The 20,775-nt window shown below is 63.9% G+C and carries 21 protein-coding genes and 1 tRNA gene; 14 read left to right on the top strand and 8 right to left on the bottom strand.

The features are described from left to right. Positions 1-101: 101 nt before the first annotated feature. Positions 102-980: a branched-chain amino acid aminotransferase gene (locus ACFP9U_RS06330; protein ID WP_378619881.1), complete on the bottom strand. Its 879-nt coding sequence runs from the start codon at positions 978-980 to the stop codon at positions 102-104. A gap of 152 nt (positions 981-1,132) precedes the next feature. On the opposite strand from ACFP9U_RS06330, the gene ACFP9U_RS06335 reads away from it, so the two are divergent. Together ACFP9U_RS06335 and ACFP9U_RS06340 are read left to right on the top strand one after the other, a co-directional pair. Beyond that, positions 1,133-1,795: a haloacid dehalogenase type II gene (locus ACFP9U_RS06335; RefSeq protein ID WP_378619883.1), complete on the top strand. Its 663-nt coding sequence runs from the start codon at positions 1,133-1,135 to the stop codon at positions 1,793-1,795. Between the two features lie 204 nt (positions 1,796-1,999). Further along, positions 2,000-2,746 carry a L,D-transpeptidase gene (locus ACFP9U_RS06340; RefSeq protein ID WP_378619886.1) on the top strand — a complete coding sequence of 249 codons (747 nt, stop codon included), beginning with the start codon at positions 2,000-2,002 and terminating at the stop codon, positions 2,744-2,746. Between the two features lie 11 nt (positions 2,747-2,757). On the opposite strand, the gene ACFP9U_RS06345 is transcribed toward ACFP9U_RS06340, so the two are convergent. Beyond that, on the bottom strand, positions 2,758-4,302 hold the full coding sequence (locus ACFP9U_RS06345; protein WP_378619887.1) for a helicase HerA-like C-terminal domain-containing protein: 1,545 nt from the start codon (positions 4,300-4,302) through the stop codon (positions 2,758-2,760). 203 nt (positions 4,303-4,505) lie between these two features. Between ACFP9U_RS06345 and ACFP9U_RS06350 the strand changes: the two genes are divergently transcribed. The 5 genes from ACFP9U_RS06350 (at position 4,506) to ACFP9U_RS06370 (ending at position 9,789) form a co-directional block, all read left to right on the top strand. Further along, complete coding sequence (locus ACFP9U_RS06350) at positions 4,506-5,945, top strand: methylmalonyl-CoA mutase family protein (RefSeq protein ID WP_378619889.1); 1,440 nt, start codon at positions 4,506-4,508, stop codon at positions 5,943-5,945. Then, complete coding sequence (scpA, locus tag ACFP9U_RS06355; RefSeq protein WP_378619890.1) at positions 5,942-8,068, top strand: methylmalonyl-CoA mutase; 2,127 nt, start codon at positions 5,942-5,944, stop codon at positions 8,066-8,068. The genes ACFP9U_RS06350 and scpA overlap by 4 nt, the downstream gene beginning before the upstream one ends. A gap of 50 nt (positions 8,069-8,118) precedes the next feature. Then, the gene (locus ACFP9U_RS06360; protein ID WP_378619891.1) at positions 8,119-9,111 is read left to right on the top strand and encodes a magnesium transporter CorA family protein; all 993 of its coding nucleotides are present in this window, start codon (positions 8,119-8,121) and stop codon (positions 9,109-9,111) included. Between the two features lie 70 nt (positions 9,112-9,181). Next, positions 9,182-9,403, top strand: a complete 222-nt coding sequence (locus tag ACFP9U_RS06365) for an AbrB/MazE/SpoVT family DNA-binding domain-containing protein (protein ID WP_378619892.1) — start codon at positions 9,182-9,184, stop codon at positions 9,401-9,403. Further along, complete coding sequence (locus ACFP9U_RS06370; RefSeq protein WP_378619893.1) at positions 9,400-9,789, top strand: type II toxin-antitoxin system death-on-curing family toxin; 390 nt, start codon at positions 9,400-9,402, stop codon at positions 9,787-9,789. Before ACFP9U_RS06365 ends, ACFP9U_RS06370 begins: the two co-directional genes overlap by 4 nt. A 3-nt stretch (positions 9,790-9,792) precedes the next feature. On the opposite strand, the gene ACFP9U_RS06375 is transcribed toward ACFP9U_RS06370, so the two are convergent. Next, on the bottom strand, positions 9,793-10,800 hold the full coding sequence (locus tag ACFP9U_RS06375; protein ID WP_378619894.1) for an asparaginase: 1,008 nt from the start codon (positions 10,798-10,800) through the stop codon (positions 9,793-9,795). A gap of 58 nt (positions 10,801-10,858) precedes the next feature. Between ACFP9U_RS06375 and ACFP9U_RS06380 the strand changes: the two genes are divergently transcribed. Further along, positions 10,859-11,701, top strand: a complete 843-nt coding sequence (locus ACFP9U_RS06380; protein WP_378619895.1) for a DUF3750 domain-containing protein — start codon at positions 10,859-10,861, stop codon at positions 11,699-11,701. On the opposite strand, the gene ACFP9U_RS06385 is transcribed toward ACFP9U_RS06380, so the two are convergent. Further along, positions 11,608-12,351 (bottom strand): SDR family NAD(P)-dependent oxidoreductase, encoded by a 744-nt coding sequence (locus tag ACFP9U_RS06385; RefSeq protein ID WP_378619896.1) that lies wholly within the window; start codon positions 12,349-12,351, stop codon positions 11,608-11,610. The genes ACFP9U_RS06380 and ACFP9U_RS06385 overlap by 94 nt on opposite strands. 153 nt (positions 12,352-12,504) lie before the next feature. Here ACFP9U_RS06385 and betI point away from each other — a divergent pair, with 153 nt between their 5' ends. The 4 genes from betI (at position 12,505) to ACFP9U_RS06405 (ending at position 16,351) form a co-directional block, all read left to right on the top strand. Continuing rightward, the gene (gene betI, locus ACFP9U_RS06390; protein WP_378619897.1) at positions 12,505-13,092 is read left to right on the top strand and encodes a transcriptional regulator BetI; all 588 of its coding nucleotides are present in this window, start codon (positions 12,505-12,507) and stop codon (positions 13,090-13,092) included. Continuing rightward, positions 13,085-14,737 carry a choline dehydrogenase gene (gene betA, locus ACFP9U_RS06395; RefSeq protein ID WP_378619898.1) on the top strand — a complete coding sequence of 551 codons (1,653 nt, stop codon included), beginning with the start codon at positions 13,085-13,087 and terminating at the stop codon, positions 14,735-14,737. The genes betI and betA overlap by 8 nt, the downstream gene beginning before the upstream one ends. A 14-nt stretch (positions 14,738-14,751) precedes the next feature. Continuing rightward, positions 14,752-16,215 (top strand): betaine-aldehyde dehydrogenase, encoded by a 1,464-nt coding sequence (gene betB / locus ACFP9U_RS06400; RefSeq protein ID WP_378619899.1) that lies wholly within the window; start codon positions 14,752-14,754, stop codon positions 16,213-16,215. A 59-nt stretch (positions 16,216-16,274) separates the two neighbouring features. Further along, positions 16,275-16,351: transfer RNA gene (locus tag ACFP9U_RS06405), tRNA-Pro, on the top strand. 125 nt (positions 16,352-16,476) lie between these two features. On the opposite strand, the gene ACFP9U_RS06410 is transcribed toward ACFP9U_RS06405, so the two are convergent. Then, on the bottom strand, positions 16,477-17,034 hold the full coding sequence (locus tag ACFP9U_RS06410; RefSeq protein WP_378619900.1) for a phosphotransferase: 558 nt from the start codon (positions 17,032-17,034) through the stop codon (positions 16,477-16,479). Between the two features lie 311 nt (positions 17,035-17,345). Here ACFP9U_RS06410 and ACFP9U_RS06415 point away from each other — a divergent pair, with 311 nt between their 5' ends. Beyond that, the gene (locus ACFP9U_RS06415) at positions 17,346-17,789 is read left to right on the top strand and encodes an SRPBCC family protein (RefSeq protein ID WP_378619901.1); all 444 of its coding nucleotides are present in this window, start codon (positions 17,346-17,348) and stop codon (positions 17,787-17,789) included. 134 nt (positions 17,790-17,923) lie between these two features. Here ACFP9U_RS06415 and ACFP9U_RS06420 read toward each other — a convergent pair whose 3' ends face one another. Then, the gene (locus ACFP9U_RS06420) at positions 17,924-18,394 is read right to left on the bottom strand and encodes a GNAT family acetyltransferase (protein WP_378619902.1); all 471 of its coding nucleotides are present in this window, start codon (positions 18,392-18,394) and stop codon (positions 17,924-17,926) included. Between the two features lie 186 nt (positions 18,395-18,580). Between ACFP9U_RS06420 and ACFP9U_RS06425 the strand changes: the two genes are divergently transcribed. Continuing rightward, positions 18,581-18,790, top strand: a complete 210-nt coding sequence (locus tag ACFP9U_RS06425) for a hypothetical protein (RefSeq protein WP_378619903.1) — start codon at positions 18,581-18,583, stop codon at positions 18,788-18,790. A 599-nt stretch (positions 18,791-19,389) separates the two neighbouring features. On the opposite strand, the gene ACFP9U_RS06430 is transcribed toward ACFP9U_RS06425, so the two are convergent. Together ACFP9U_RS06430 and ACFP9U_RS06435 are read right to left on the bottom strand one after the other, a co-directional pair. Further along, the gene (locus ACFP9U_RS06430; protein WP_378619904.1) at positions 19,390-20,031 is read right to left on the bottom strand and encodes a 2-dehydro-3-deoxy-6-phosphogalactonate aldolase; all 642 of its coding nucleotides are present in this window, start codon (positions 20,029-20,031) and stop codon (positions 19,390-19,392) included. Then, on the bottom strand, positions 20,028-20,775 hold a 748-nt coding region (locus ACFP9U_RS06435; RefSeq protein ID WP_378619905.1), incomplete at its 5' end, for a 2-dehydro-3-deoxygalactonokinase. The genes ACFP9U_RS06435 and ACFP9U_RS06430, both read right to left, overlap by 4 nt.

Genomic DNA, 20,775 nt, shown 5'->3' on the forward strand with positions numbered 1-20,775 from the left:
GTTCGGTCTCCCTCGTAACAGCGGTTGAAATCCTGCTTCTTGCAGATGGGATTGAGGGCGCGGTTCGACAACACCGCGCCGGCCCGATGGTTCCTATCAGCTTAAGCCGCGGGCGTCGAATGCGCCCACTCCCAATAAAGCGACCGCGCCCTCTTGGCCATGGGGCCGGGCTGCAGTTGCCGATCCTCGATGCGGGTGACGGGAACCACCTTGGAATGGTTGCCGGTCGAGAAGACCTCGTCGGCGCCGAGAAAGTCCTGCACGCTCAATGCCTTCTCCACCACCGGCGAACCGGCTTCGGCAAGCAGCGCCATCACGCGCGTCCGCGTGATTCCGGAAAGGAACGTGCCGTTGGGCGCCGGCGTGAAGACCTGGCCGTCCTTGACCATGAAGATGTTCGAGGTGCCGGTTTCGGCGACGTTGCCCAGCATGTCGAGCACCAGCGCATTGTCGAAGCCGCGCGCCTTGGCGTCGAGAATGGCGCGTCCGTTGTTCGGGTAGAGACAACCCGCCTTGGCGTTGGTCGGCATGGTCTCGTAGGTGGGGCGGCGGAAGCGCGATACGCAGACCGAAAAGCCCGCCGGCGAGATCATCGGCGCCTCGTAGAGGCACAGGCAGAAGCGCGTGGAGGTGGGATCGGCCGGCACGCTCATATAGCCGCCGTGCTCTGCCCAGTACATGGGACGGATGTAGACGGCCGTCTTGCCGTCGAACTTCCCCAGCCCTTCCCAGGTCAGCGCGACGATCTCCTCCACCGGCCGGCTCGGCTCGAGGCCCATGGCGCGTGCCGAGTTGTTGACGCGCTCAGCGTGGCGGTCGATGTCCGGGGCGACTCCCTCGAACCAGCGCGCCCCGTCGAAGACGGAGGAACCGAGCCACATCGCGTGGGTGCGCGGGCCGGCGATCGCCACATTGCCCTCGTGCCATTCGCCGTCGAGAAAGGTCCAGGTGGTGCTTTGCGCTTCCGGCAGGGCGTTCATCTTTTCGGCTCCGCGTCTTTTCCCGTAAGCGGCAGGGATAGTGGTTTGCTCTGCCTCGTCAATTGTCACACCCCTTCAAGGATCGGTCCAGCGGTTCTTGACCGCAGGGGGCGGTTGCGGTCAAGTGTTGCCGTTTGATCAAGGCTCCGCCCATGCAATTTTCCGCATTCGTCTTCGATGCGTATGGCACGCTTTTCGATGTGCACGCGGCCGTGCGCCGCCACGCCGGGGCGATCGGTTCGGATGGCCAGGTGCTTTCGGAAATCTGGCGCGCCAAGCAGTTGGAATATTCCTGGATCTCCACCTTGATGGGCCAACACGTCGACTTCTGGACCCTGACGGAACGCGCGCTGGATTTCGCCCTTAAGAAAGTACCCTCCGTCGACCCGGCCCACAGGGAGGCACTGCTGGAGGCCTATTGGCATCTCGACTGTTACCCGGAGGTGCCGGCGGTCCTGAAAGCGCTGAAGGCGGCAGGGGCCCGCCTGGCAATCCTGTCGAACGGGTCGATGCCCATGCTGGAAGCCGCAGTGCGTTCGGCCGCCCTCGACTCCGTTCTCGACGACGTCCTCTCGGTCGACCTGGCGGGCAAGTTCAAGACCGATCCCGCCGTTTACGACCTGGTAACCACAACGTGGCGTATTTATCCCAACGCTGTGTCCTTCCAGTCCTCGAACCGCTGGGATATCGCCGGCGCCGCGCTGTACGGATTCCGCACCGTATGGATCAACCGCACGCAGCAGCCGAACGAGTACACCGATTTCCCGCCGGACCTGATTCTGCCCTCGCTCAAAGGACTTATCACGGCAAGTTGATGGAAACGGCAACGGGCGAAAGCGTTGCAAAAATGCCATAAGCGAGGGGACAAAGCACTGCCGTCCAAAAGGATCACCTTCACGCCTGAATCACATTGCAATGCAGATGCGTATATTGTCGCATCTCCGGACCGGTCCCAACCGAGCGTGGAGATCACGATCGCATTCGGACGAAAGCAATTCGCACCATTCAGAAGAGACGACATGCCGACAGTCGATGATTTTCCACGGGCTCTCACCCGCCGCAGGCTGCTCACCACCGCAGCGGCGGGGGCGGCGACATTCTCTCTCTCGGCCTGCGTGAGCGTGCCGTCGGCGCCGCCGGCGGTCCGCCCACTCCCGCAGCCGGAGCCCGCTCCCGCTTCCTACAGCGCCATGTACGGCCCTATGGTGGACAACGGCTACGAGATCCCGCCCGTGCCCATTGAGAAGATCGATCCGCGCTTCTATCGCCAGGAAGTGCCGGACCCGACCGGCGAACGGCCCGGAACGATCGTTGTCAATGTCTCTCAGCATTTCCTCTATCTGGTGCGGGAAGGCGGCAGGGCGCTGCGCTACGGCGTCGGCCTGGGCCGTGCCGGATTCGAATGGTCGGGACGCGCGGAGATTGCGCGCAAGCGCGTGTGGCCGAAATGGTTCCCGCCCGCCGAAATGATCGACCGCCAGCCGGAACTCGAGGAGTACCGTGCAGAGTTTGATGAAGCGACCGGCGAGTGGAACGGCGGCATGCAGCCGGGGATCATGAATCCGCTCGGCGCGCGCGCGCTCTACATCTACGAGGACGGCAAGGACACGCTTTACCGTGTCCACGGCTCGCCGGAGTGGTGGACCATCGGCAAGTCCGTTTCATCGGGCTGCGTGCGCATGATGAACCAGGATGTGATCCATCTCTACGATCAGGTCCCGATCGACTCGCCGATCCTCGTCACCGACGGGCCCAGCATGGTTTAGAGCCCTTCCCTTCAGCGCCGTCTCAAGCTGCCGAGGATGCCGCGGATCAGTTCGCGGCCCAGGGTCGTGCCGACCGACCGGACGACGGACTTGATCGCGGCTTCCGTCACCGACTGGCGCCGATAGGAGCTGCGACCGGACGAACGGCCGGTGGAGCGGGAGCCTCCCCCGCCGAAATCGGGCAATGACCAGCCGGCAGTGCCGCTTTCGGCCTTCTCCTGCTCCTGGCCGGACTGGGGTGCGCTCGCCACGTTTTCGGTCTTCTTTTGCAGCCGCTCGAACGCCGACTCCCTGTCCACCGTCTTGTCGTACTGCCCGGCCACGGGGCTGGCGTTGATGACTGCCTGGCGCTCGGCGTCGGTGATGGTGCCGATGCGCGAGGACGGCGGCCGGATGAGCGTGCGCTGGACGATCGAGGGAACCGCCTTCTCCTCCAGCGTGGAGACCAGCGCCTCGCCGACACCGAGCTGGGTGATGGCCTCGAAGCAGTCGAAGTCTGGATTGGGGCGGAAGGTCTCCGCCGCCGTCTTCACCGCCTTCTGCTCCCGTGGGGTGTATGCGCGCAAGGCGTGCTGAACACGATTTCCGAGCTGTGCCAGCACGCTTTCGGGCACGTCCAGAGGATTTTGCGTCACGAAATAGACGCCCACCCCCTTCGAGCGAATGAGGCGGACCACCTGCTCCACCCTTTCGGTGAGCACTTTCGGCGCCTCGTCAAAGAGCAGATGCGCCTCGTCGAAGAAAAAGACGAGCCGTGGCTTGTCCGGATCCCCGACCTCAGGCAATGCCTCGAAGAGTTCCGACAGAAGCCACAGGAGAAAGGTCGCGTAGAGGCGCGGATTCATCATCAGCTTGTCGGCTGCCAACACGTTGACATAGCCACGCCCGTCGCGCGTGGTGCGCATCAATTCGGGGATCTCCAGCGCCGGTTCGCCGAAGAAGTGCACCGCACCCTGCTGCTCCAGGACCAGAAGCGCGCGCTGGATGGCGCCCACGGATTGTTTCGAAACGTTGCCGTAGCGGGTGCCGATCTCGTCGGCGCGCTCGGCCACGTGCGCCAGGAGGGCCTGCAGATCCTTCAGATCGAGCAGCAGCAGCCCCTCTTCGTCGGCGACCCGGAAGGCGATGTTGATGACGCCTTCCTGCGCCTCCGAAAGATCCATCAGCCGCGACAGAAGAAGCGGTCCCATCTCGGAGATGGTGGTGCGCACCGGATGGCCCTTTTCGCCGAACAGATCCCAGAAGATGACGGGGGCCTCGCGGAAGGTGTAGGGCTCCAGCCGGACCGCCTCCGCCCGTTTGAGAAGGAAATCCTTCTCCTCCCCTTTCATCGCGATCCCGGAGAGGTCGCCCTTTATGTCGGCGCAGAAGACAGGCACGCCGGCGTCGGAGAAGGCTTCCGCCAGGATTTGCAGGGAGACCGTCTTGCCGGTGCCGGTCGCACCGGTGATGAGGCCATGCCGGTTGGCGTATTTCAGCAAGAGCCGTTCCGCCTTTTGATAGCTGTCGTCGGTGTTCCGGCTGGCGCCCACAAAGATGCTGTCCTCGGTGGTCATGTCTTCCTCTCCCTCCGCGCCGCGACGGCCGATAAGCGTTTCAGCTATAACAGAGCTGCCGATTCCGACAACGGCCTCTTCTTGAGCTGCACTCCGTGCGCCCTATTTGCGACACTCATCGAAGGATGCATTGCAGCGCGCTCAAGCTCATCCTAAACTCGCTGGCTTAGAAGGCGGGGTAGCACAAGGAATTGGGAGGCAAGATGGATCGGACGGTCCTCACCAAGTCGGATTTTCCCGGTGTCGACCGGAAGCAGTGGCTGGAACTCGTCGCAAGGTCGCTCGGCAAGGATGTCGACTATAACGCGCTTGTCCACCGCACCGGCGACGGGATAGGCATCGAGCCGCTCCGTGAACGCGCCGCCGGGCGGAACCCGCTGCCCCGCCGCGACCCGAACACGCCCTGGCTCCTGGTCCAGCGGCTGGACGATCCCGACCCCGTACGCGCCAACACGCAGGCAAAGGACGATCTGGCGCAGGGCGCCACCGGCCTGTCGCTTGTCTTCGCCGGTGCGCCCAACGCATTCGGCTATGGGCTTCCGGCCAGCGCGGAAGGGCTGCAGACGGTTCTTGCGGACATCCCGCTGCACGACCTGCATCTGCGCATCGACGTCCATCCGCAAAGCCGCGCCTCCGTGGACTGGCTGGTGGACATTCTGCGCGAGAAGCGGGTCGACCCCGAGCGCCTCAGCCTGTCCTTCGGCATCGACCCCGCCTCGCTCTTTGCCGGGACAGGGCGCATGCGCATGTCGATCGAGGCGCTCGAAGCCTCGATGCCGCAATCGCTCGCCGGGTTCTTCGCCATGGCGCTGCCGGGCATCCTTTTGGAGGCGGACGGCCGCGTCTTCCACAATGCCGGGGCGACGGAGGCCCAGGAACTCGGCATCATGCTGGCCTCTGCCGTGGCGCATCTGAGAATGTTCGAGGAGGCGCGCCAGCCGCTCATCTATGCCGCGCCCCATATAGGCTTCTCGCTCAGTATCGATCAGGACGAATTCCTGTCCATGGCCAAGATCCGGGCGTTGCGCAAGCTGTGGGCGCGCATGCTGGAAGCCTGCGGCATCGATCCGATGCCGGTCGCCATCCATGCCGAGACATCCTACCGGATGATGACGGCACGCGACCCCGAGACCAACATCCTGCGCACCACCATCGCCGCCTTTGCCGCGGCCACCGGTGGAGCCGATTCCCTGTCCGTCCTGCCGCACACCATCACCCACGGCCTGCCCGACGCCTTCGCCCGGCGCCTGGCGCGCAATACGCAACTCATTCTCGAGAAGGAATGCCGCCTCGATTTCGTGGCTGACCCCGCCGCCGGTTCCGGTAGCGTCGAAGCCCTCACCGAGAGCCTTTGTGAGAAGGCGTGGGAGGAGTTCCGGCATATCGAGGCGGAGGGCGGTGTTCTGCGCAGCCTCGCGGCCGGTCATCTCCAGAAGCGCATCGCCGCGGCGCGCAGCGAACGCCTTGCCGGGTTCCGCGACGGCGAGAACAAGGTGGTTGGCACGACCGTCTACACGATGGACCGCGAACGGCCTGTCACCACCCTTTCGGCCGAGCGGCAGCCGATGCCGCACGACGGCGCGGTGGCCTGCGATCCACTGCCGGCCTCACGGATCGACGAGGGGCTCGGAGAGAGTGCATGATCCCGGACTTCTCCGCGCTCGCCTGGTCGCCACCGGCTGAGGGCGGAGGCGAGCGCGCTTCCCAGAGCCGCGAGACACCCGAGGGAATCGCCATCCGCCGGACCTACGGCGAGGAGGATTTAAAAGGCCTCCCCTTTCTCGACACCTATCCCGGCCTGCCGCCCTTCGTCCGAGGGCCTTACGCGACCATGTATCTGCAGCGGCCGTGGACCATCCGCCAATATGCGGGCTTCTCGACGGCCGAGGAATCGAACGCCTTCTACCGGCGCAACCTCGCCGCCGGGCAGAAGGGGCTTTCCGTCGCCTTCGATCTTGCCACCCATCGCGGCTATGACAGCGATCATCCGCGCGTCGCCGGCGATGTCGGCATGGCCGGCGTGGCGATCGATTCCATTCTCGACATGCACCAGCTCTTCGACGGCATCCCGCTCGACGAGATGACCGTCTCGATGACCATGAACGGTGCCGTGCTGCCCATCATGGCGCTCTACATCGTCGCGGCCGAAGAACAGGGCGTCCAAAAGAAGGATCTTGCCGGGACCATCCAGAACGACATCCTGAAGGAGTTCATGGTCCGCAACACCTACATTTATCCCCCCAAGCCCTCCATGCGGATCATCTCGGACATCTTCGCCTACACGGCGAAGCACATGCCGAAGTTCAATTCCATCTCGATCTCCGGCTACCACATGCAGGAGGCCGGCGCGACGGCGGATCTGGAGCTTGCCTATACGCTTGCCGACGGCATCGAGTATGTCCGAGCCGGTATCGCCGCGGGCCTCGAGGTCGACCGCTTCGCCCCGCGCCTTTCCTTCTTCTGGGCGACCGGCACGAACTTCTTCATGGAGGTTGCCAAGCTGCGCGCGGCGCGGATGCTGTGGGCCGTCCTCATGCGCGAGACATTCGCACCCAGGGACGCGCGCTCGCTGTCGCTGCGCACCCATTGCCAGACCTCGGGCTGGTCGCTCACTGCCCAGGATCCTTTTAACAACATCATGCGCACCATGGTGGAGGCGATGGCGGCCACTCAGGGCCACACGCAATCACTGCATACCAACGCCTTCGATGAGGCATTGGCGCTGCCCTCCGACCATTCCGCCCGCGTCGCGCGCAACACGCAACTGGTGCTGCAGGCCGAATCCGGTACGACCCGCTTCATCGATCCCTGGGGCGGGTCCTATTTCGTCGAACGCCTCACCCACGACCTCGCCACGCGTGCTCTTTCGCATATCGAGGAGGTGGAGGGCCTCGGCGGCATGGCCGCGGCGATCGAGAAAGGCGTTCCCAAACTGCGGATCGAAGAGGCGGCCGCCCGCGCCCAGGCGCGCATCGATTCCGGCGAACAGGTCGTCGTCGGCGTCAACCGGTACCGGCCGGAGTCGGACCGGTCGGTCGATGTGCTCAGAGTAGACAATGCACAGGTGCGCGCGCGTCAGCTTTCGAAGCTTCAGCAACTGAAGGGCACGCGCGACGTCGATGCCGTCGAGGCCGCCCTTGCCGCGCTCACAAAAGCCGCCGAGGAAGGGCAGAACCTTCTGGAGTTCGCCGTCCGCGCCGCCCGCGCGCATGCCACGGTCGGCGAAATCTCCCTGGCGCTGGAGAAGGTCTTCGGCCGCCATCTCGCCGAAATTCGCACGATCTCGGGCGTCTACCGCAAGGAATCGGGTGGGAACCCCGCAGTTGCCAGCGCGGAGAAGAAGATCGCCGCATATCGCGCCAGAACCGGCCGGCCGCCCCGTATCCTCGTCGCCAAGATCGGGCAGGACGGCCACGACCGCGGGCAGAAGGTGATCGCCACCGCTTTCGGCGATCTGGGCTTCGCGGTCACGGTCGGAGCCCTGTTTCAAACGCCCGAGGAAGTGGCGGATCTGGCTGCGGAGAATGAAGCGGAGATCGTCGGCGTCTCATCGCTTGCCGCCGGCCATCTCACTCTCATTCCGGAATTGAAACAAGCGCTGGAGGTGCGCGGTCGCGACGATGTCCTGATCGTTGCCGGCGGTGTCATCCCGCCGGACGATTTCGATACGCTGCGCGATGCGGGGGCGGCCGAAATCTTCCCGCCCGGCAGCAACATTCCGGAAACGGCCGAGCGGCTGGTCGACACGCTGCTTGAACGTCTCTGAAACATTTGCACTTCATCATCCAGCAACCAGCCGCGGCACGGGGACACGCCATGATCCAGGTTTTCTGCATCGAGGACGATCACCTGCGCCAGGTCGATCTGCACCCGGGCGAACCACTGCCCGCCAACGCATTGTGGATCGACCTGCTGCATCCTTCCGCCGAAGAGGAAAAAACGGTGGAGGCATGGGCAGATGCGCCGATACCAACGAACGAGGACATGGTCGAAATCGAGGAGTCGAGCCGCTTCTATATGGAAAAGGGCGTGCAATATCTGACCGCGCCCTTGATGCATGCGGTCGACAAGGAGCACCGCGCCATCGCCCCGGTTTCCTTCGTGCTGGCGGGAAAGCTGCTCGTCACCGTACGCTACAGCGACCCCAAGGCGTTCGGCCTTTACGTCAGCCGCGCCACCAAGCCCGGCAACGGGCTGCTCGATCCGAAGTGCAGCGGAATGACCGTCGTACTCGGCATCGTCGAAGCGGCGACGGACCGGCTCGCCGATATTCTGGAGGGCGTGACGGAGGAGATCGATACCGCCTCGCGCACGATCTTCAACCGGCAAGGAAAAGAACGCCCCATGAGCACCAAGGAGTTCCGCCGCATACTGACGCGCATCGGCGGACAGGGGACTTTCCTGTCCAAGGTACGCGAGAGCCTGTCCGGGATCTCCCGGCTGCTCGCCTATGTCACGGTGACCATGAAGGCCGACGACGCCCGGAAGGAAATGCGTACCTGGGTCAAATCCCTGGAGCGCGACGCGCAATCGCTGGAAAACTATATCGATTTTCTTTCGAACAAGATCACCTTCCTGCTCGACACCATCGTCGGGCTGATCACGGTCGAACAGAGCGCCATCATCAAGATCTTCTCCGTCGTCGCCGTCGTCTTCATGCCTCCGACCCTCGTCGCCTCCATCTACGGCATGAATTTCGATATCATGCCCGAGCTGAACCAACCCTGGGGCTATCCGATGGCCCTCTTCCTGATGGTGGTTTCGGCGCTCCTGCCGCTGCTCTACTTCCGCCGCAAGGGATGGCTTTAGCCGTTCCGTTGCCACCCTTGTTATAATGGCCATCTGAAGTTATATCTCCTGTTACAACATGGAGGTCACCATGAACGTCACCATTCGCAAGATCGGCAATTCCGAGGGCGTCATCCTGCCGAAAGAGCTGCTCGAGCGCCTTAATCTGAAGAGCGGCGACGTGCTGAACGTGCTGGAGGATGAGGAAGGCCTCACCCTCAAACCGGTCGACGAGGCTTTCGAACGGCAGATGAGGGCTGCGCAGGAAATCATGGATCACTACAAGGTCGCTTTGCAGAAACTCGCCGAATGAGTTGGGAGTTTCTGTCGCGCTTCGTCGTAGAGGCGATGCATGATGAGCAATTGCGCCGCCACGGCGGCGCCCGCGGCGTAAGGGACGTTAACGCACTCGAATCTGCACTAGCGCGGCCTGAAAACAAGGCTGCCTATGGTGAACCCGACGAGTTTACACTGGCTGCGGCTTATGCGTTCGGACTTGCACGCAACCACGCCTTCGTAGACGGCAACAAACGCACGGCCATCGTGGCAGCCGCCACCTTTCTCCTGCTGAACGGCTATCGCATGACCGCCGACGACGGCACGCTTTACATTTTCACCATGGCTCTTGCCGCCGGCGAAATCGACGAAGAGGGCGCCGCGGCTTTTTTCCGCGACCATACGACAGCAATCGAACCATAGCGCTTAGCTTTTGACGACGCTCGCCGGCCGCAAGGCCCCCACCTCGACCCCCCGCCAATTCTTCAACACCGGCCGCGCCATCACCGCAAGTTGAGCGCCCAGCGCATCGCCGGACGGCAGAAGCCGCGAGAGCGTCGCCGCGACCATCACCTCCGCCGCCCGGGTGGCACCGTCGTCGCACTTAAGCGCGATCCCAAGCCCCAGTTCCGGTATCGCGGCACAGAACACACCCTCCGCGCCGGTCTTGGTGAAAATCCGCCCCCTCCCCGCTTCCATCATGACAGTGTCGGCCCGATCCGTGCCGGCGACATAGAAAGGCTCTGCCATGCAGGCAGTGACGATGCGCCTCGCCGCCGCGGCGCGCTCCCTCGCCAGCCCGGTGCCCGTCGCCATGCGGGCAAAGCCGTGGGCGAGCTTCTTCAGCGGCACGGCATAGGTGGGAATGGAGCAGCCGTCGGTGCCGCACGCATCCATCCCATGGGCCACACCCGTCATGCTTTCCAGCGCCTCGCGCACCATCTCCTGCAGGGCATGGCCATGGGCGACATAACCGTAACGGTCGATGCCGGCATGACAGCAGGTGCAGAGAAAGCCGGCATGCTTCCCCGAGCAATTGTTGTGGACCTGGGTCGGCGTGCCGCCGGCCCTCGCAAGCGCGATGGTCGCGCCGTGCCCCGTCGGCCAGTGCGCCCCGCATTCATAGGTGCTTTCATCCAGCCCGGCCCTGGCGAGCATCTCCAGGGCCACCCTGGTGTGGTCCGGCTCACCGGAGTGGGAGGCGCAGGCAAACGCGATTTCGCGATCACCAAAGCCGTAGGCATCCGCCGCGCCGCTTTCGAGAAGCGGCAGGGCCTGGACCGCCTTCACCGCCGATCGCGGAAAGACGGGCCGCTCGACGTCACCGATCTCGAGCACCGCGCGGCCATCGGCATCGACCACGGAGACCGCGCCGCGGTGCCTGCTCTCCACGATCGCCCCGCGCAGCACCTCGACAAGGACAGGGTTTGCCATTCTCTCACCATCTTGCCGGCATTAGGATTGTCTCTCCTGGTGGTGTAGAGCGGGCACGGTGCGGAAAATCAAGTATCTCGTGATCTTTATCCTGGTCGCTTTCCTTCTGCCCGCGGCGGCCTTCGCCGGGTGGTGGGTCCTGCAGGAGCGACCCGGTTCCTGGCGCACCGCCAACTGGAGCGCCACGGGTCTCCTGCCGCCCGCCGCGGAAAGCCCGCAGGCCGCCATCTATGTGATGGCCGCGCGAACGGGCGGGCTCAAGGGCGCGCTTTCCGTTCATACCTGGATCGTGCTCAAGCCGAAAGACGGCGCCTATGAGCGCTACGACAAAGTGGGCTGGGGCCGCCCCGTCCGCCGCAACGCCTATCCGCCGGACGGGCGCTGGTATTCCAACCGGCCCTATATCGTCAGGTCGATGCACGGCGTGCAGGCCGAGCGCCTGATCCCCGCGCTCCGTGTCGCGATTGACGGCTATCCCTTTGCCGACAACGGCGACTACGCCATCTGGCCCGGGCCCAATTCCAACTCTTTCGTCGCCCATGTCGTGAACGAAGTGCCGGACCTCGGCGTGCTTATGCCGCCCAATGCCATCGGCCGCGACTTCCGGCCGGACTGGCTGCGCTTCGAGCACGACGCCGACTGGTCGGACATCCGCCTCTTTCTCGGCGGATATGCGGGGATAGCGCTTGGACGGGAAACCGGCGTGGAGTTGAATTTCCTCGGCCTGGTCGCCGGCATAGACATCCTGCGTCCTGCCCTGAAGCTGCCGGGCTTCGGACGCATCGAGCTTTGGGATACCGCTTCGGCTCAGTCGACGCGCGGCAGGCCTGCGATCGAGAAGCCGCCATCCACCACCAGGGTATGGCCGTTGACGGAACCGGCCTCGGGCGAAAGCAGGTAGGCGACGGCGGACGCCACCTCACGATGGGTCGGAAAGCGCCCCTGCGGCGTGTGTTCGAGCCATGCGCGACGATGGTCCATGTCCTCGTCGAAAACGGTGGCCGGGGGCTCGATGAGACCGGGCGCCACGCAGTTGACGCGCACGCTGCGTCCGGCAAGCTCCAGCGCCATCGTCTCCGTCATCATCTTCACCCCCGCCTTGGCCGCGCCATAGGCGGCACTGCCGGCGGTCGCCCGCAGCCCGCTGACGGAGGAGAGGTTGACGATTCCCATGCTCTCGCCCATGCGCTCCAGCGCTGCTTGCGAAGCGATGAGGGAGCCGACAAGATTGATGTCGAGGACCTGCCGGAAGAGTTCCGCGTTGGTCTCTTCGAAGGTCGTCTCCCGGCGAACGCCGGCGCAATTGACGAGTGCCGTCAGCAGCCCGAAGGTCTCCACCGTCGCGTCGAATGCCTCGGCGACCTCGTCCTCGTCGGTCACATCCGCGGCCAGAAAGATCGCTTCCTCCCCGCTCAGGAGGTCTTCCGCCTCAGCCAGCGCCGCGCTGTCGGCGTCCACGATGGCCACGAACCAGCCGTCGTCGAGGAGCCGCTCGACCACGGCCAGCCCCGTTCCCGAGGCGCCGCCGGTGACGACCGCCACCTGGTTCATCTTACCTGCATTGTGACGGAAAGCCCGTCGGGTGCCGCCGCCATCGCCATCTCCTCGCTTGCGCATTCATAGCATATCGCAACTATCGGGTCGCGCCCTCTTCGAAGGTCGATTTTTCTTGATTGATTGATCAATCAATATTAACTTCACGGCATGCCCAAGGTCGGAATGGAACCCGTGCGCCGCCAGGCGCTGATCAATGCCGCCATCGTCGCCATCGGCGAGCGCGGTTCGCTCGACGTCACCATGTCGGAGATCGCTGGCCGGGCTGGCGTCTCGCCCGCGCTGGCGCACCATTACTTCGGCGGCAAGGAGGATCTGCTGTTTGCCTCGATGCGCCATATCCTCGCCGAGCTCGGCCGTGACCTGCGTTCGGCGGTCGAGGGGCTGGCGGGACCGGCACGCCTGCGCGCCATCATCGGCGTCAACTTCTCGTCCAAGCAGTTCCGGCCGGCGATCACCGCCGCATGGCTCGCCTTCTATGTGGAGGCGCAGCGCAGCGAGCGGCTCAGGCGGCTCTTGCGCGTGTATGCACGCCGGCTTCATTCCAACCTCGTCTTTGCCCTGAAGCCGCTCCTTTCTGCCACAGAGGCGGAGCGCACGGCCGAAGGCATCGCCGCCCTCGTCGACGGCCTTTATATCCGTCGCGCGCTGAAGGACGGGCCGCCGGACGCGGCCTCCGCGATCGCGCTTGTCGAGGACTATCTCAAGCTCAAGCTCGAAGGGGCCGGCAATGCTTGAAGCGGATTATGCCATCGTCGGCTCCGGCTCGGCGGGCTCCGCCCTCGCCTACCGCCTGTCGGAAGACGGCAAGCACTCCGTCATCGTGATCGAGTACGGCGGCAGCGATTTCGGGCCTTTCATCCAGATGCCGGCGGCACTGTCCTTCCCCATGAACATGCGGCGCTACGACTGGGGTTACAGCACCCAGCCCGAGCCGCATCTGGGCGGACGCGTGCTCGCCACGCCGCGCGGCAAGGTGATCGGCGGCTCCTCCTCCATCAACGGCATGGTCTATGTGCGCGGCCACGCGCGCGATTTCGACCACTGGGCCGAAACCGGCGCGGCCGGCTGGGCCTTCGCGGACGTGCTGCCCTATTTCAAGCGCATGGAGAACGCGAAGGACGGCGAAAACGGTTGGCGCGGCACGGACGGGCCGCTTCACGTGCAGCGCGGACAAAGACTCAACCCGCTCTATCAGGCCTTTATCGAGGCGGGCCGCGAGGCCGGCTTCGAGGTGACCGACGACTATAACGGCGCCAAGCAGGAAGGCTTCGGTCCGATGGAGCAGACGATCCATCAGGGGCGCCGCTGGTCCGCTGCCAACGCCTATCTCAAGCCGGCCTTGAAACGGCAGAACGTGAGTCTCGTCAAAGGCTTCGCGCGGCGCATTGTCATCGAGAATCAACGCGCGACGGGCGTCGAGATCGAAGCGCGCAATGCAATTCAGGTCGTCAAAGCTAAGCGCGAAGTCGTCGTCGCGGCGTCCGCCATCAATTCGCCGAAGCTCCTCATGCTGTCCGGCATCGGCCCGGCGGAAGAATTGCGCCGCCTCGGCATCGAGGCGATAGCGGACCGGCCGGGCGTTGGAAAAAACCTGCAGGATCACCTGGAGCTCTATATCCAGCAGGCTTGTCTCGAGCCGATCACGCTCTACTCGAAGCTGGGCCCGGCCTCGAAAGCGCTGATCGGCGCCGAATGGCTCCTCTTCAAGAGCGGTCTCGGCGCTTCCAACCATTTCGAGGCCGCCGCTTTCCTGCGCTCGCGTGCCGGGATCGAATATCCGGATATCCAGTACCATTTCCTGCCGGTCGCCATCCGCTACGACGGCAAGGCGGCAGCCAAGGCGCACGGCTTCCAGGCCCATGTCGGACCAATGCGATCGAAGTCGCGTGGCGCGGTCACCCTTACCTCGCCCGATCCGTGGAAGGCGCCGGAAATCCGCTTCAACTACATGGCCCACGAGGACGACTGGGCCGATTTCCGACACTGCATCCGCCTCACGCGCTCGATCTTCGCCCAGGACGCCTTTGCGCCCTATCGCGGCCATGAAATCGCGCCCGGGGACGATGTCACCTCCGACGAGGCGTTGAACGACTTCATCGGCGAACATGTCGAGAGCGCCTATCACCCATGCGGCACCTGCCGTATGGGGGATCGGGCCGAATCGGCGAGCGTCGTCGATCCGCAATTGCGGGTGATTGGCGTGGAGGGGTTGCGGGTGGCCGACTCCTCCATCTTCCCCCGCATCACCAACGGAAATCTGAACGCACCCTCCATCATGGTCGGCGAGAAGGCGTCCGATCATATTCTCGGCAAGCCGCCCCTGCCGCCATCGAACCGCGAGCCGTGGATCAATCCGCGCTGGCAGGCGTCCGACCGCTAACTCTGGAGAAGAATATGCGCGCCCAGCCCAAGGCCTCGCACTACATCAACGGCGATTTCGTCGAGGACACGCAAGGCGATCCGCTCGCCGTCCTCTATCCGGCAACGGCCGAGGCGATCGCCCGGCTCCACCTCGCCACGCCGAACATCATCGAACTGGCGGTCGAATCGGCGCGAGCCGCACAAGCCTCCTGGGCCGGTCTGAAACCGATGGAACGCGGCCGCGTTCTGCGGCGGGCAGCGGAGATCCTGCGTGAGCGCAACGACGAACTCGCCCGGCTGGAGACGCTCGACACCGGCAAGGCCATCCAGGAGACGCTGGTGGCCGATCCCACTTCCGCGGCGGATGCACTCGAGTTCTTCGGCTGCGCGATTGCCGCGCACAACGGCGACCACGTCGAGTTCGGCGGTCCGTTCGGCTACACACGGCGCGAACCGCTCGGCGTCTGCGTGGGGATCGGTGCCTGGAACTATCCCATCCAGATTGCCGCCTGGAAAGCTGCCCCGGCGCTCGCCATGGGCAACGCCATGATCTTCAAGCCGTCGGAAAACACCCCGCTTTCTGCGCTGGCGCTTGCCGAGATCCTCACGGAAGCCGGCCTGCCGGACGGGCTTTTCAACGTCGTGCAGGGCGCCGGTGAAGTGGGCGCGGCGCTCGTGGGCCATCCGGGCGTGGCGAAGGTGTCGCTCACCGGCTCGGTCGCCACGGGCAAGCGCGTCATGGCGCTGGCCGGCGAACATATGAAGAAGGCGACGATGGAGCTCGGCGGCAAGTCGCCGATCCTCGTCTTCGACGACGCCGATGTGGAAAACGCCGTCGGCGGCGCCATGCTCGGCAATTTCTACTCCACCGGCCAGATCTGTTCCAACGGCACGCGCGTCTTCCTGCAAAAGGGCATCTACGACCGCTTCCTCGACCGGCTGACGGAGCGCACCCGCGCCGTCCGCCTCGGCGATCCGCTCGATCCAGACACACATCTTGGGCCCCTCATCTCCGCCGAACAGCGCGAGCGGGTCCTGTCTTATATCGAGATCGGCAAGCAGGAGGGTGCGCATTTGCATCTAGGTGGCGGCGTGCCGCGCCTGCAGGGCCTCGAAAACGGCTTCTATATCGAACCGACGATCTTCACCGAGGTGCGCGACGACATGCGCATCGCGCGCGAGGAGATCTTCGGCCCGGTCATGTCGGTCTTCTCCTTCGACACGGAGGAAGAGGCGGTCACGCGTGCCAACGACACCGAATTCGGTCTGGCCGCCGGCGTCTTCACGCGCGACATGGCCCGCGCCCACCGCGTCATCGGCGCGCTGCAGGCGGGAACTTGCTGGATCAACACCTATAATCTGACGCCGGTCGAACTGCCGTTCGGCGGCTTCAAGAATTCCGGCGTCGGCCGCGAAAACGCCCTTGCAGCGCTCGACCACTATTCCCAGATCAAGGCGGTCTATGTCGAGACGGGCGATGTCGAAAGCCCCTACTGAAAGGCCGGTTTCGACTTGCGAAGCAGCCGCACGGCAGCTATAAGCCCGCCGTCGGGTCACGGAGTGTAGCGCAGTCTGGTAGCGCACCTCGTTCGGGACGAGGGGGTCGCAGGTTCGAATCCTGCCACTCCGACCAACATCTCCAAGGCTTCTGGCTCCGTCGTGCGCGGCACCTCACAAATATCCCCACAGAAAACGTTTGTGCTTTTCGCGTTGTCGAGATCCTATGGCGCGCAATTTCGGTTGGCAGTTCCGCGCAGTCTAAATGCGTGAACGCAAAGCATAGCCGGTAGGACTCAATCGCTCGGTTACGTTGAGGACGGTCCAAGACGCGGCGGAGGCCGCCCAATTTGCCATCTCGGCATTGGCTTGCACCCGCCCTGATACTGCAAGAGCGGTCTGCCGCGCCACCGCATAGATCGCAATCTGGTCGGCAGAACAGCCCCGCTTTCCATACGCTTCCGCCATGGTTGACAAACGTCGAATTTGCTCATCGCCTGTATAGTCGGGATTGCCTAGATCGAGCCAGGCGAAAGCTGAATAACCTAAATCCCATAGACGGAGGCCCGGCACCATCGTGTGGAAATCGATTAGCCCGTAAGGCAAGCCGGCTCGGAAGACCGCATTCGTCGGGCCCCAATCATTGTGGCATATGACCTCTGCACCGCTATCTCGGACAAGAGGAAAGTCTGCCGTTGCATCATGAAAGCGCTTTAGGAGATCCGCGGCGGTCGCAAGCTGCGCATCACTGAAGTGACCAAGGTCGCTCGGCACCTCTCCTGGAAGGAAACTCAGAATTTCGCGATTCTGCTCGTCCATGCCCAAGAAGCGTGGCGCACCCGCAAAGCCCCTGCGCTCAAGGTGAGAAAGGAGGTCGTGTACATGCGCTCGATCTTTTGCGACCGGCCGCCTGACGGTGTCCCCAACGCGGACGACACCGGCGGTAACGCGACCGCCATTCAGGGAGTATTCCGTGCTATCCATCCAGCAAAACTACCGGAAATCGGTTAAGTGAGGAATGACCACTCCGGGTGGTGGAATGCGGAAGCTGGTAGGAAAATTCCGAACGGCTGCGCGTTGAACCCTTGGCGACGCTCAGACAGGTCTCAGTCCCTCCCCAGCAGTGGGGTTTGGGGCAAGGGGTTTCGGCTACGGCTCTGCTTCCCGCCACGCCCGATCGTGTCTTCCGAGCGATGACCTCGGCGGAAATCTGCCGGTGGTGGGTACATCCCGGCGTGTTCGATACCAGGGAATGGAACGGCGATGTGCGTGTTGTTGGGCGCTGGGAATCGGCTGGCATTGGCGGAGGACAGCCCTATCGGCTGAAGGGCGAATATCTCGAAATCGAGATTCCCGTTCGGCTGGTTCATACGTGGAAGATGGTCGGCGAAGCGGGAAACCCGTCGACCGCCACCTATCGCGTGGAGCCGGAGGGCGACAGCGTGCGCCTGACGGTTGGTCATGCGAGCCTGATGATCAGGGAGATATGCGAGGCGACGCGCGCGGGCTGGGAGACGAGTCTAACGCGCCTCGCCGAGATTCTGACCGAGGAACGAGCGGCAGCTTCCGCATGAGCTATACGGCAGACTCGCGGAAAGGGCCCGGAAGGTGATGGTCCCCCAGAAAGCTGATGTTTTGAAGAAGTCCGATCTTGCCGGTCGAACCTTCTTGCGCGTTACAAATCGAGCGTTCGGTCCGGTCGCATTGGCTATTCGGATTCGTTTTCAACGTGGCTGGAGAACCACTGGTAAATGCCCAGCGCTACCAGCGCCAACATGGCCGATGTGAACAGCGCCGCCGGATAGATAACCGCCGGAATATGCTCGCGACTCGTCTTGAAGACCATCACCAGTGCTTCCAGACTGGCCGCAATGACAATGATCGTGATGAATTTTGTTATCGACCGCCGCGACTCCCGCGTGGAGCGCAGCTCCCTTTTTCGGAACAGTTCCTCCTCCGCAATGAACGTTCCCGCCTCCACCACGGCAAAGCCGATGATCATCAGTCCTATACCGTCCAACGTCCGGCGGACGCGGTCGACGATCGGGATTTCCGCGGCAATGACACTGCTGGCAATTTCCCAAACAGCAAAGCCCACCAGAAGAAAGGCTGAAAAAAGCAATGCGACCGTGGCGACCATAAAATAGGTGAGTGCCACTTTTTCGTAGAGTGTCTTCACGGCTAGCGCCCCTCCTTTTTGGCTAAAGCGTCGGCGGAGCGTTTTCGTTCCTGCAAAACCGGTGCTTGGTTGGTTGGGCGTGCTTGCCAGTCGTTACGGAAGGGCGACTGCCCATGCGCGCTCTACCAGCGTGTGGCAGTGTGCAAATCCAGCGCAGAACGCAGGCGGGCCATTGCCGCGATCGCATTGCACACTATCTGTCTCTTCATGGCGAACGGCTTCGACAAACGGCAAGATACGGAAGGGCTATGGGAGGTCTTCGACAGCGACAGCGAGGAGGTCGTCCTGATAGACGGGCTGCCGTTGTCCGGACTCGAGGAGGACGAAGCCGACGAGGCCATCCGGCAGTTGAATGATGGCGAGGTCTCGCCCGACAGCAGCCCTGAGACGCCCTAGCAAGCCGATTTCTCTTCGCCTGGAGAGGCGGTATCGGCCCAGTTCTCAGGATCGGCCGTGCGCAACAATCGCCTGATGCAGTCAGGGCAAAGTTCGCGTTCTACATCAAGCAACCTGCCTCCCCCGGCCAGGCGGATCGAGATCCTGACGAACCTGTGCCTGTCGATATCCCGCATATTCCGACTCTCACCGCACCCCTCGCAACGCCATGTTTCCTGCCTGTTCAAATCTTCCCCCCGGAGCTGTCCCTTCATGCGTGGCCGCATTCCCCGCCGGATTCGACATATAACGGGCTGGGCGCCGTTTCGTTTCATGAAGATGCGGAATTTCGGGATCGATCAGCCTGCCAGCGGTCCGGCGCTTGCCATCAGGATACGAGAAAAGGCGCGCCCCACCATTTGTTCAGCAGACAATCCCAATTGCCCGAAGATTTCGATGACATCGGTGAATTTGGCTGATGCACTCCCTGTCGATAGAAACGTCCAAGCCCCAGGACAGAATGCGGGCGCGGTCGCCGAAGTCAATGCGGCAATTCAGGTAAGAACCGGTACGGAGACCCTGGATCGTTTCCCTTTTCCTCATTCGGCTGCTACCGGCGCTCAGCCGCTGGAAAAGACGGCGTCATACTCCGCCACGGCCGCGCATGCTTTCTCGGCGACCTCGGCAGCACCGGCACCGGGGCTGTAAAGGCTGGAGCCGAGACCGAAGGTACGCACGCCGACATCGGCATAAGCCGCGAAATCGCGCTCGGACACGCCGCCGACGGCACCCACGGGCACGCCGGGCGGCAACACGGCCATGATCGCCTTGATCCCGGAGGGCCCGAGCACATTCGCTGGGAAGAACTTCAGCGCCGAAGCGCCGGAGGCCGCGGCGGCCAGCGCCTCGGTGGGCGAAAAGACGCCGGGCATCGTCACCATGCCGCATTCGGCGGCACGAGAGAGCACCGCGGGGTCGACATTGGGGCTTACGAGAAGGTTGCCGCCGCAATCGCGAAGCCGGTCCACATCCGCTACGCTCAGCACAGTCCCGGCGCCGATCAGAACGTTGTCCGGGACCAGCTTGCGGGCACGCTCGATGGAACGGAACGGTTCCGGCGAGTTCAGCGGCACCTCGATCGCCTCGATCCCCGCCTCAAGCAGCGCCTCAACGATGGCCGGCACCTCCTCGGGCCGCAGCCCGCGCAGGATGGCGACGAGGTCGCGGCGCAATTGGGGCCAGGGAATACGTTGTTGCGTCATGCGATTGTCCTTTCCGGCCAGAGGGCCCTCGCGGCGAAGAAAAGCCCTTGCCGGACCAGCGCCCCGCCATCCAGGTTGCGGCAGCCGAAGCCCGCGGCGGTGAGTGCCGCTTCGTAGGCCCGTGCCTGAGCGCCGCCGGCCACCAGAAATACCTCGCCCGCCCCTTCGCAACGCGCGCGCATGGCGGCGACCTCCGCACCGATCAGCAGTCCGGACAGCCGTGTCTTGGCCTCGGCGGGGGCGCCTCGGCCAAGAAGTGCGGCGGCGCGGATGGTGAAGAGGCGTCCGGTCAGTCCAGCGCCCTCCTCCAGCATCTCGCCCACTGCATCGGTGAAGGCGGAGGAAGCGGACTCCCCGTCCGTGCCGACCGTCTCGGCAAGGATCGAGTGTTCGCTCAGGATGGCAAAGAGCTCGCCGGTCATGAAAGTGGTGAACGCCGTGAGTCGGCCTGCCTCCAGCCAGGCCCATTTGGAATGGGTGCCGGGTAGGCAGAACAGACCCGTACCGTGCCCGGCCGCGCGAGCGCCGGCAAGCTGGGTCTCCTCGCCGCGCATCACGTCTTCGCGGCCCGCCGTGCGCTGGCAGACACCAGGCAGGATACGCACATCGCGCCCCAGTCCTTCGATGCGAACGGCGTGACTGTGCAGTGCGTCGAGCGGAGCGGGTGTATCGAGATAGGCGGCCTCGCGCCAGGCCCCGCGCGCGCCCGCCATGCCGGCCACCACGACCGGCAGGTCAGCAGGC

Origin of the sequence: Nitratireductor sp. GCM10026969 (genome assembly GCF_042660605.1) — a bacterium.
Classification (GTDB): domain Bacteria; phylum Pseudomonadota; class Alphaproteobacteria; order Rhizobiales; family Rhizobiaceae; genus Chelativorans.